Here is a 12,054-nt window from a genome sequence, read left to right on the forward strand (position 1 = left end):
TATGGCTGATCTGTCGATTAATTTTGCGGGTATCAAAGCGCCTAATCCTTTCTGGCTGGCCTCTGCGCCACCGACCGATAAGGCTTACAACGTGGTACGTGCGTTTGAAGCTGGCTGGGGTGGCGTGGTATGGAAAACCCTGGGTGAAGATCCGCCACCGGTGAATGTCTCTTCGCGTTATTCCGCGCACTACGGTAAAAACCGTGAGGTCATCGGCTTCAATAATATCGAGTTGATTACCGATCGTAGTCTGGACATCAATCTGCGCGAAATCACGCAGGTCAAAAAAGACTGGCCAGACCGCGCCATGATAGTCTCGCTGATGTATCCCTGCGATGAAGCCAGCTGGAAGCGTATTTTGCCGCTGGTGGAAGCGACCGGTGCAGATGGCATAGAACTCAATTTCGGCTGTCCGCACGGTATGCCGGAGCGTGGCATGGGAGCTGCCGTCGGCCAGGTTCCTGAGTATGTGGAAATGATTACACGCTGGTGCAAACAGTATTGCTCCTTGCCGGTGATCGTCAAACTGACGCCAAATATCACCGATATCCGGGTTCCGGCACGGGCGGCACTGGCGGGTGGCGCGGATGCGGTGTCACTGATCAATACCATTAATTCGATTACGTCCATCGATCTGGAGCAGATGGTGGCGCGTCCGATAGTCGGTCATCAAAGTACCCATGGCGGTTACTGTGGCAGTGCGGTCAAACCGATTGCGCTGAATATGGTGGCGGAAATTGCACGCGACCCCGCCACGCGCGGTTTGCCGCTGTCCGGTATCGGTGGCATCGGTAACTGGCGGGATGCGGCTGAATTCATCGCACTGGGGGCTGGCTCGGTGCAGGTCTGCACTGCGGCGATGTTGCATGGCTTCCGTATTGTGCATGAAATGAAGGATGGTTTGTCGCGCTGGATGGATACACAAGGCTATGCCAGCATCGCTGACTTTTGTGGCAAAGCGGTACCGCAAACCACAGACTGGAAATACCTGGATATGAATTATCAGGTGGTCGCGCACATCAATCAGGATGCCTGCATACAGTGCGGCCGTTGCTATGTGGCCTGTGAAGATACTTCCCATCAGTCTATCGCCCAACTCATCACCGCAGACAATGGCCGTCGCTATGAAGTTAAGCCTGAGGAATGCGTGGGCTGTAATCTGTGTCAGATCACTTGTCCGGTAGAAGGCTGCATCAGCATGCTGCCGCAGGATACCGGTAAATCCTACATGAACTGGACCCAGGACCCACGTAACCCGCGTGCTGAATTGCCGTCACAATCCTGAAAGTCTGATCCTGAGGAAGTCCGTGATGGTGGCTGATCCGGCCTCGTCACACTTAAGTGTTGAAATGTCGGCCATGCTGACAAAAAACAGAACGTCGTGCGCAGGCAGGCGTAGTATGCTGCGATTCTGGGCGCCTGCCCGTCTTCCAGCGCAGCCTATGCTGACAGATGGACGCAGGCCGGAACAATTTTTGCGTGTATCGGCTTGCTGGAAAACGCAGCAACGAGGTACACCGTTTCAACACTTAAACTGAATTTTGTAGGAGACCAATGATGCATACTGAAAGTGGGCGATTGTGGAATGAAGACCTGGCGCCGACCACGGAGGCGCAGCGTAACTGGCGCTGGTACCATTTCGCTGCCTTATGGGTCGGGATGGTCATGTGCATACCCGCTTATACCCTGGCTGCGAGCCTGATCGAAGGCGGCATGTCTGCCTTGCAGGCTGTCAGTACCGTATTTATCGCGAATGCCATCGTATTGATCCCCATGCTGCTGATCGGTCATGCCGGAGCTAAATACGGCATTCCGTATGCGGTGCTGGCACGCACCTCATTTGGTGTGCAAGGTGCGCGTTTGCCTGCTTTGATGCGTGCCATCGTGGCCTGTGGCTGGTATGGGATTCAGACCTGGTTTGGCGGTCAGATGATATACACGCTGGGCGGTGTATTACTCGGCCATCCGCTGGGTGGCGATGCCTTACCCGGACTCGGTATCAATGCCGCACAACTGATTTGTTTTCTGCTGTTCTGGGGCATACAGTTCTGGTACATCTTTCATGGCATGGATGCGATCCGCCAGCTGGAAACCTATACTGCACCACTCAAAATCCTGATTTGCTTCGTCTTGCTGGGCTGGGTTTATCAGAAAGCCGGCAGCTTCGGCCCTATCCTGGATCAGCCCTCGCAGTTTGCTGAAGGTGGCAAAAAAGCCGGCCAGTTCTGGAGCAGTTTCTGGCCCTCACTCACAGCCATGATAGGTTTCTGGGCCACGCTGGCTTTGAATATTCCTGACTTCACACGTTTTGCCAAATCCCAGCGCGATCAGGTGCTGGGCCAGACCATAGGCTTACCGGCACCAATGGGCTTGCTGGCTTTATTGGCTGTGATTGTGACTTCTGCTACCGTCGTCTTATATGGCAAAGCAATCTGGGATCCGGTCGATCTGGCCAGCCGCATGACAGGCGCGGCGGTCCTGGTGGCCTTGATTATCCTGCTGATCGATACCGTTTCTGTAAATCTGGCTGCGAATCTGGTGGGACCTGCTTACGATTTTTCTGCGCTGAATCCGGAAAAAATTTCGTATAAAACCGGTGGCTATATCACGGCCGGTATTGCGCTGGTGATGATGCCGTGGAAGATATTGGAAACCACCCAGGGTTATATCTTCACCTGGCTGATCGGTTACTCTGCGTTGCTGGGACCGATAGCCGGTATCCTGATTATCGATTACTACTTTATCCGCCGCACCCGTATTGAGGTTGCAGCGCTGTATCAGGAACAGGGTATATACAGCTATCAGAATGGCTGGAATATGGCTGCGGTTGCTGCCTTTATTCTGGGCGTATTGCCGAATATACCGGGCTTTTTGAATGCCGCCTTTCCAGCTTCTTTCCCCGATATTTCTGAGATTTGGAAAACCCTGTACACCTATGCCTGGTTTCTGGGTCTGATGCTGTCAGGTGTGATTTATTTGCTGCTGATGAAGGGCAAGCGGGTAGCTTGAGTACCGGCTGGCAGCCAGCCGGGTGGCCGATGTGGACTTAGTTTCAGGAGTTGCGATGAGTATCTTGATACGTGGTGGTACGGTAGTGAATGCAGACACAGAATTTCGCGCCGATGTCTTATGCGAAGGCGGGAAAATTCTGGCAGTAGCAGCCCAGCTTGAGGCACCGGCCGGTGCCGAAGTCATCGATGCAGGTGGTCTGTATGTGATGCCCGGTGGTATAGATCCGCATACCCATATGCAGCTGCCTTTCATGGGTACGGTCACGCAGGATGATTTTTTCAGCGGGACTGCCGCCGGGCTTGCTGGCGGCACTACCAGTATCATCGACTTTGTGATTCCCGATCCTCAGCAAAGTCTGATGGCGGCGTTTCAGCAATGGCGCGACTGGGCAGAGAAATCAGCAGCTGACTATTCTTTCCATGTTGCAGTTACCTGGTGGGATGACAGCGTACATCGCGATATGGGGACGCTGGTGCAGGAGCATGGCGTCAATAGCTTCAAGCATTTCATGGCCTACAAAAACGCCATCATGGCGGACGATGAAATTCTGGTTAACAGCTTTTCACGCGCGTTGGAACTGGGCGCGATGCCAACCGTGCATGCGGAAAACGGGGAGCTGGTTTACCGCCTGCAGCAAGCCTTACTGCAACAGGGGAAAACCGGACCTGCTTCGCATCCGCTGTCACGGCCACCGGTAGTGGAAGCAGAAGCCGCACAGCGCGCGATCGCGATTGCCGATGTGCTGCATACGCCTCTATACATCGTCCACGTGTCTTGCGCCGAATCGCTGGCCGCGATCACACGTGCCCGCAGCAACGGGCAGCGGGTGTTTGGTGAGGTGCTGGCCGGACATTTGACCGTGAACGACAGCGTTTATCAGCAAGCCGATTTTGCCCAGGCTGCTGCGCATGTGATGAGTCCGCCTTTCCGCGCGGCGCACCACCAGCAAGCCTTGTGGCAGGGTTTGCAGAGCGGGAATCTGCATACCACTGCAACCGATCACTGCACATTTTGTGCGGCTCAGAAAGCCGCAGGCAAAGACGATTTCACGCGGATTCCCAATGGCTGCGGCGGCATAGAAGAACGCATGATGGTGCTGTGGGATGCCGGGGTCAACAGTGGCAAACTCACGCCTTCTGAATTTGTGCGTGTGACTTCTGCCAATTGTGCCCAGATCTTCAACATCTATCCACGTAAAGGTGTGATTGCCGCTGGTTCCGATGCCGATCTGGTGTTATGGGACCCGGCCGCCAGCAGAACCTTGTCGGTGAAGACCCAGTTTTCACGCGGTGATTTCAATGTGTTTGAAGGCCGCCAGGTCAGGGGCGTGCCTACCCATACCATCAGCGGTGGCAGGCTGGTATATCAGCTGGGCGACTTACGTGCGGTGGCAGGCGCCGGTCAGTATGTGAAGCGGCCACCGTATTCCGCTGTGTTTGCGGCGATGGATAAAATGCGCCATGCGTATTGATTGCGTATTGATTGCATATCGAGGAGAAGCACGATGTCTGTACAGCAGTTACGTATTAATCAGGAACGTTTATGGCAGTCGCTGATGGAACTGGCGCAGATTGGTGCGACTGAAAAAGGGGGCGTGAAACGGCTGGCACTGACCGATCTGGATAAACAGGGCCGTGATCTGGTGCTGTCCTGGGGCAGGGCAGCCGGACTCAGTATCACTATCGATCAGATCGGTAACGTGTTTATGCGGCGCGCGGGACGCAATCCGGCATTGCCGCCGGTGATGTCCGGCAGTCATATCGATACCCAGCCGACCGGCGGTAAATTTGATGGCAATTATGGTGTGCTGGCGGCGCTGGAAGTGATACGTACCTTGAATGAACATCAGATAGAGACTGAGGCGCCATTGGAAGTGGCGTTCTGGACGAATGAAGAAGGTTCACGCTTCGTACCGGTGATGATGGGCTCAGGCGTGTTTTGTGGCGCCTTCAGCCTGGAGCATGCGTATGCCGCGACCGACACCGCCGGGCTGAGCGTCAAAGATGAATTGCAGCGCATAGGCTATCTGGGTGAACAGGTGCCCGGACAGCATCCTGTTGGCGCTTATTTCGAAGCGCATATAGAGCAGGGTCCGGTACTCGAAGATGCAGGAAAAGTCATCGGTGTGGTTCCTGGTGTGCTGGGTTTATCCTGGTACGATTGCACCGTGACCGGTATGGAGGCGCATGCAGGGCCGACACCTATGGGCTTACGCAAGGATGCCTTGCAAGTCGCAACTGGCATCATGCAGGAAGTGGTGAATATCGGTAACCGCTATCCGCCTTATGGACGTGGCACTGTGGGCATGGTGCAGGTGTTTCCGAACAGTCGTAATGTGATTCCGGGTGAAGTGAAATTCAGTATGGACTTACGCAATGTCACGGCTGAATTACTCGATACCATGCATCAGGAAATTCTGGCCTTTATCGAGCAACGCAGCCGCGAGACTGGTCTGAGAATTCTTGCGGAACGGGTCTCGTATTATCCGCCTTGTCCGTTTCATCCCGATTGTGTGGAGGCGGTACGCACAGCAACGGCTGCACTTGGATACAGCACGATGGATGTGGTATCAGGCGCCGGGCATGATGCGATTTACACGGCAAGACTGGCGCCATCCGGCATGATCTTTGTGCCCTGCAAAGATGGCATCAGCCACAATGAAATTGAAGATGCACAGCCTGCGCATCTGGCCGCAGGTTGCAATGTTTTATTGCATGCGATGCTGGCGAGTGCAGGGGTCGTGCAGGATTAAACTGCGACAGTGTAAGCAGAATCCGCCAATTGTAAGACTGGCGGATTTTTTTATGCGCCAAATAATTGTTGTTCCGTGATATGCGCCAGTGCCTGTGCTGCGCTGTCGTTTTGTTCACGCAAACCAGCGGCGATATTGCTGCGGTTTTGTACCGACTTATTCTGGCTGGTTTTCCATTTACCTGTGATGCGTTGCACTGGAATTTCTATACCGACGATCATATCCATCAGTGTCTGTATGTAATCAGCTGGCGCATCACTGACGCGCCAGGGATGGCTGCGTTGCGCTTCAAAGTGATCGGTCAGTTGCTCCAGTATTTGCAGAAAGTCAGTCTTGTCATCGACGGTCTGCAGCTTGCCATGCACATGCACCACGGCGTAGTTATAGGTAGGCACCACTGCACCGCTTTGCTGTTTTTCTTCATACCAGGCTGGCGTGATATATGCATGCGGCCCCTGAAACACTACCATGACTTCACCCTGCTGCTGCCACACTGGATTGGCGCGGGCTACGTGTGCGATCAGCCTGCCTTGCGGGTGGGTGGCATCTGCTGGCAGCATCAGCATAGGAATATGATCTGCAGTTAAACCCTGATCGCTGTGGCTGACCAGGCAGCCCAGTGAGTAAGCGCGTATCAATGCGTGTAATACTTCAGGCCGGTTTTCATTGAATGCAGCTGGCATATACATAGTGTTGAAGGACTCCTGATTGCGTTGTTATGGATGGCTGTCTGGTGCTGAAATGGGAACTACAATTGACACATCATGCCATGAATGGGGGGCTGCTTACGCTACAAATGTCGCGTTTTTCAGGGAGTGTGTGTTTGCCACAAACTGCGCCGGAAGCAAATGATTATTGCGACCGGCACAGCAGCTTGTCAGCCATGATAAAGGCTTCAGTCAGGAGGCGTGCGCTGTGATACAGCGCGACAATGCGTGATCAGCGGGATAGTGTAGGGATGCTCTTTAGCGTGAGACATCCAGCGGTGGCCTGTATACTTACTGGCTGCCACCGGTGGACGCGCGGCCAGTCAAGCGAGTCTTAGTCGTAGCGTGAAAAAAACATTGCGGCGCGCAGCAACAGCCGAGTCTGCCTGCTGCTTGCGGAGGCGGACTTGTTCAGGTGTGCTCAAGGTGCAAAGTGTGCTTACGCTACGCATCATGAAATGATCAGTTTGGTGTTTGGTTGGAGCCTGATGACCTGATTGATCAGGGACATCGGTGTACTAAATATTGTAAGTATTGCGTGCTGCTGACTACGAATCAGCCTGGTTGTTGCAGATGTAGCGAGGATAGGGCTGTTAGCCTTAGCTGTAGCCCTGGTGTCAGCATCGATGCGGCCTGAGGCCCGGCAGTCTGAGCTGCGGTGCGCTTATTGCGTGTGGCGACATGATGGGTGTGAGAATTCATAAGCCCGACTGTATATGCTGAGCTAGCATGTCGTCAAGTAAAAAAACAGCCACTTCGTTTCAGGAAGTGGCTGTCTGGTTTGTCTTGCTCAATGCTGCTGCATTCAGCAGAACATGCTGATTACCAGATGGTGATGCGTTTTTCCGGCGCGACGTACATCTTATCGCCTTCTTTAACGCCGAACGCGGAATAGAAGCCAGGGATGTTGGTCAGCGGTGCATTGCCACGAACTGAAGCCGGTGAATGCGGATCGGTATTGAGCAGGCGGATAGCTTCCGCATCACGTGCTTTACCACGCCAGACTTGTGCCCAGCCCATGAACAGGCGTTGTTCGCCGCTATAACCATCGATCACCGGCGCAGGTTTACCGCCCAGCGAAATCAGATAGGCTTTATAGGCGATAGACAGGCCGGAGTTATCGGCAATGTTTTCACCCAGCGTCAGCGCACCATTCACGTTGTAACCAGGCAGCGGGCTGTAGGCATTGTATTGCGCGATCATCGCTGTGGTCAGTTTGCCGAAATTGGCTTTATCCTCTTTGCTCCACCAGTCGCGCAGGTTGCCGTCACCGTCAGACTGGCTGCCGGAGTCATCGAAACCGTGGCTGATTTCATGTCCGATCACTGCACCGATACCACCGTAATTGACCGCATCATCCGCTGCCGGATTAAAGAAAGGCGGTTGCAGGATGGCAGCCGGGAACACGATTTCATTCTGACGTGAGTTGTAATACGCATTCACGGTTTGTGGGCTCATACCCCATTCTTTACGATCTACCGGCTGACCCAGTTTCGCGAGCTGACGCTGATAGCCATGTTCACGACCGCGTATCACATTCCCCACCAGGTCATCTTTTTTGATGTTCAGTTTGCTGTAATCACGCCAGACATCGGGATAGCCTATCTTAGGTGTGAATTTAGACAGCTTGGTGAGCGCTTCTTTCTTGGTTTCCGGGCTCATCCATTCCAGCGTTTCTATGCTTTGACGGTAAGCCTCGATCAGATTGGCGACCAGCTTTTCCATGCGTGCCTTGTTTTCAGGCGGGAAGTGTTTTTCCACATAGATTTTACCCAGCGCTTCAGACAGACTTTCTTCTACACGAGATACACCACGCTTCCAGCGCGGCTGATTTTCCGGGATGCCACGCAGCGTCACGCTGGAAAACGCGAAATCCTCCTCCACAAAACGCTTGGACAGCAGGTGTGCATAGCTGCTCAGTACTTTCCATTTGTAATAACTTTTCCAGGTAGCCAGTGTCGTTTCTTCCTGCACTTTGGATAAGGCAGTGAAGAAACTAGGATGACGCACGATCACATAATCGACTTTTTTGCCTACGCCTGTGCCTTCAAAATAGCGGGTCCAGTTAAAGCCCGGCATCAGCTCAGCCAGTTTGCTGACTTCAATTTTGTTATAGGTTTTGACTGGATTACGGTTTTCCACCTTAGTCCACTGAATTTTTGCAATCGCGGTTTCCAGCGCGAGTATCGATGCTGCTGCCTGGGCAGCGTCTTTTTCGCCGCTCATGCTCAGCATTTTTTCAACGTGCTTCAGGTAAGCGTCGCGGAAGCCCTTCAGCTTGGCGTCGTCGTCCTTCAGGTAGTAATCACGGTCCGGTAAGCCCAGACCACCCTGGCTGATGTACACCGCGTATTTGGCAGAATCGCGTGCATCCTGCGCCACTCCGGATTGCACGGGCAAAGTCACGCCCAGGTGCGCCAGTTGCGCGATCAGCGCTGGCAAATCTTCTTTGCGGCTGACTTTATCGATTTGGCTGAAGATCGCTTTGAGTGGCTGTATATCCAGTTTGTCAGCACGCGCTTCATTCATGAAGCTGTTATACAGATCGGCAATTTTTTGTTCATTGCTGCCGGCTTTCAGATGTTTGTCCGCCGCCAGTGCGGTGATAATCGCATGCGAGCTTTGTTCAGACAGATCGCGCAACTGATCGAAAGAACCGAAGCGTGCTCGGTCAGCCGGAATGTCTGCCGTTGCCAGCCATTTGCCCGACATGAATTTGAAAAAGTCATCCTGAGGCCGTACGCTGCTGTCTATCCATTGCAGATCGATGCCGGATTGCGGCGCAGCCTGTTTGGCTGCGGCAGCCGGTGCATTGTTAGCTGGCGCGGCGCTGGCGGGCAGTGCGTGAAATGCAGAAGCGAGTGCGAGACTCAGCAAGGTAAGACGCATAAGAATATCCTTAAAAATTGAGTGACTGTTCAGCTGGCCGTAGCTTATGTGGTACCAGATGTGGTGCCAAATGTGGCGCAGTGATTGCCACTGACTACAAAAAAAGACCAGGCTGCTTGGAAGCAGTGTAACGATGAAAAGTTCAGCCAGCTACGCAGAAATTGAAAATTTTTTTGCGTATGTCTGATTCTGTGTACATTCATGGAGAACCATGGCGCTACAATGCGATCTTCCGAAATCTTGCTAAATAATTTTTGCCCAGCGATGTTTGCCTACGCTATGACTAGAGTTTTTGTCCAATTCAGCAAGCATGCAGCAAAGGATTCCTCTCTTTTTTTGTGAGTGTTTATGAAAAAATTTTTCCAATTAGTGAGCCTGGCAGCTTGCCTGAGTACGGCTGCCATCAGCAGCGCACTGGCGGCGTCTGCACCGGCTACCCCGGCTACAGTAAGGGTCGATTATCAGCATAGTGGCGACGCCAAGTCTGAACAGTATGCGATAGAGCGTGTATTGATCGAGCCCTTGCCATGGCCGGGCAATCTGGAGAAGCGCACCGATCAGACTAATCGTGGTGTAAATAAATTCGAGGTACGCGATGCCGTCAGCGGTGAATTGCTGTATTCACGCGGTTTTTCCACCATTTTTGGTGAATGGCAGAGTACCGATGAAGCGGCGAAACTCAAACGCAGTTTTCAGGAATCGCTGCGTTTTCCTAAACCTGAAAAACCAGTCACCGTCAGCGTACTCAAGCGCGACGAGAGCAATCGCTTTGTGCCGGTATGGAGCGTTAATGTCGATGCCGATGCCCAGGATGTAATTAAAAAGCAGCCAGATAGCGGCTTAAAGCCTATCCCTGTACATGTCAGCGGTGCGTCCGCGGATAAGGTGGATTTACTGATTATGGGCGATGGCTACACCCAGCAGGAAATGGCGAAATTTGAGGCGGATGCGCGTCGCCTGGCCAGGCATTTGTTCACCGTCACGCCATTCAAAGAACGCGAAAACGATTTCAATATCTGGGCTATTGCTGTACCTACCCCACAAAGCGGCGTATCGCGCCCTTCGACTGGCGTGTATCACGCTTCCGCTTTGGGTGCGCGTTATGATGTGTTTGGCAGCGAACGTTATATTCTGACGCTGGATAATCAGGCTCTGCGCAGCATCGCGCAAAATGCGCCGTATGAATTTATCGAAATTCTGGTCAACAATCAGACCTATGGCGGTGGCGGGATTTTCGGTCAGTTCAGTACCGCAGCTGCTGGCAGTGACTGGTCGAATTATCTGTTTGTGCATGAGTTCGGCCATCATTTTGCGGGTCTGGCTGATGAATACTATACCTCGCCAGTTGCCTATCAGAGTACCGGGCTGCGTAATGAACCTTGGGAACCAAATGTAACCGCGATGAAAGATCCGGCGCAACTGAAGTGGAAGCAGTATCTGCAGGCAGCCACACCATTGCCGACCCCGTGGCCTAAGCAGGTGTATGACGAGGCATCGCGCGCTTATCAGAAAAAACGCGCTGAATTACGCGCTGCCAACCGGCCCGAATCGGAAATGAATGCATTATTTAAAACCGACCTGGCTAAATCGACACAGTTACTCAATAGCGCGCCGCACCGCCATACCATAGGCGCATTTGAAGGCGCGAACTATGAGTCGACCGGTTACTACCGGCCTGAAATGCAATGCATTATGTTTGATCGCAGCGAGAAGTTCTGCGCAGTCTGCCGCGACGCGGTGGCAGCGATGATAGACCTCTACGTACCGGCCAAACCCTGAGTACCTTTGAGTGATAATCTGCAATTACAAAAAAGCCCGGAAGAATGACTCTTCCGGGCTTTTTTTATCAGATTCAGCTTAGGCTGATTTGCTGGTGGGCGGTGCGTTACGATAGGCCAGCAGCATTAAGACGCCACCTGCGATAATCATAGGGAAGGACAGCATTTGCCCAGCCGAGATGGTGAGTCCCAGCACATTGACTTCATAGTCCGGCGTACGGAAGTATTCAGTCAGGAAGCGTGTGCAGCCATACAGGATGACGTATAGCGAACCAACCGCCAGACGTGGGCGCGCTTTGCTGGCAAACCACCACAGGATGAAGAACACCAGCACGCCATCGACCAGCGCCTGGTAAATCGGCGAAGGGTGTACCGGTAACGCCTGTCCTGGCCAGATCATCGCCCATGGCAGATCCGGGCTGGCCAGACGGCCAGGTAATTCGTGGTTGATGAAGTTACCGATACGCCCAGCCGCATAACCAAGCGGTACCAGCGGCGCGATGAAATCATACACATCGGCTAAGTGCATGTTGGCGCGGCGCGCCCACAGTGCCATCGCAATCAGCACACCCAGGAAACCGCCATGGAAAGACATGCCGCCTTTCCAGACCATCAAAATTTCCAGCGGATGTTCCAGGTAATACGGCAGGCCGTAAAACAATACTTCACCCAGCCTGCCGCCGAGCACCACCCCGAGCACACCGTAAAACAGCATGTCATCGATATGTTCGCGGGTCCAGCCTTTGGCTGCGACGTGCGGCAGTCGCAGCCGGTAACGTCCGAGCAATATGAATTGGGTGAAGGCGACCAGATACATCAGGCCATACCAGTGAATTTTGAGTGGGCCCAGCGCGAAGGCAACCGGATCAGGATTTGGATGGATCAACATAATGACTAATCAGTTTCAGTGTGAAGA

Annotated in this window: 8 protein-coding genes; 5 read left to right on the forward strand and 3 right to left on the reverse strand. The window is 53.3% G+C overall.

The genetic code is table 11. The annotated features are described in order from the left end of the window. The first annotated feature begins 1 nt into the window (after position 1). The 4 genes from preA to H8K43_RS16320 all read left to right on the forward strand — a co-directional run bounded on the left by preA (position 2) and on the right by H8K43_RS16320 (position 5,764). Positions 2–1,285, forward strand: coding sequence for an NAD-dependent dihydropyrimidine dehydrogenase subunit PreA (gene preA, locus H8K43_RS16305; RefSeq protein ID WP_186904820.1), 1,284 nt, complete (start codon positions 2–4; stop codon positions 1,283–1,285). 269 nt (positions 1,286–1,554) lie between these two features. Continuing rightward, positions 1,555–3,009, forward strand: coding sequence for an NCS1 family nucleobase:cation symporter-1 (locus tag H8K43_RS16310; protein WP_186904821.1), 1,455 nt, complete (start codon positions 1,555–1,557; stop codon positions 3,007–3,009). Between the two features lie 55 nt (positions 3,010–3,064). Further along, a complete protein-coding gene (gene hydA / locus H8K43_RS16315) occupies positions 3,065–4,483 on the forward strand; it encodes a dihydropyrimidinase (protein WP_186904822.1) in 1,419 nt (472 codons plus the stop codon). Positions 4,484–4,516: 33 nt separating this feature from the next. Further along, positions 4,517–5,764 carry a Zn-dependent hydrolase gene (locus H8K43_RS16320; RefSeq protein WP_186904823.1) on the forward strand — a complete coding sequence of 416 codons (1,248 nt, stop codon included), beginning with the start codon at positions 4,517–4,519 and terminating at the stop codon, positions 5,762–5,764. A 50-nt stretch (positions 5,765–5,814) separates the two neighbouring features. Here H8K43_RS16320 and H8K43_RS16325 read toward each other — a convergent pair whose 3' ends face one another. Next, positions 5,815–6,453: an FMN-binding negative transcriptional regulator gene (locus H8K43_RS16325; RefSeq protein ID WP_186904824.1), complete on the reverse strand. Its 639-nt coding sequence runs from the start codon at positions 6,451–6,453 to the stop codon at positions 5,815–5,817. Positions 6,454–7,293: 840 nt separating this feature from the next. Continuing rightward, on the reverse strand, positions 7,294–9,360 hold the full coding sequence (locus tag H8K43_RS16330) for a M13 family metallopeptidase (protein WP_186904825.1): 2,067 nt from the start codon (positions 9,358–9,360) through the stop codon (positions 7,294–7,296). Positions 9,361–9,708: 348 nt separating this feature from the next. Here H8K43_RS16330 and H8K43_RS16335 point away from each other — a divergent pair, with 348 nt between their 5' ends. Then, positions 9,709–11,139: an IgA Peptidase M64 gene (locus H8K43_RS16335; RefSeq protein ID WP_186904826.1), complete on the forward strand. Its 1,431-nt coding sequence runs from the start codon at positions 9,709–9,711 to the stop codon at positions 11,137–11,139. A gap of 78 nt (positions 11,140–11,217) precedes the next feature. Here H8K43_RS16335 and lgt read toward each other — a convergent pair whose 3' ends face one another. Next, on the reverse strand, positions 11,218–12,027 hold the full coding sequence (gene lgt / locus H8K43_RS16340; protein ID WP_186904827.1) for a prolipoprotein diacylglyceryl transferase: 810 nt from the start codon (positions 12,025–12,027) through the stop codon (positions 11,218–11,220). Between the last annotated feature and the right edge of the window lie 27 nt (positions 12,028–12,054).

The organism is Cognatundibacterium curvum (assembly GCF_014284235.1).
In the GTDB taxonomy this organism is placed as follows: Bacteria; Pseudomonadota; Gammaproteobacteria; order Burkholderiales; family Burkholderiaceae_D; genus Undibacterium; species Undibacterium curvum.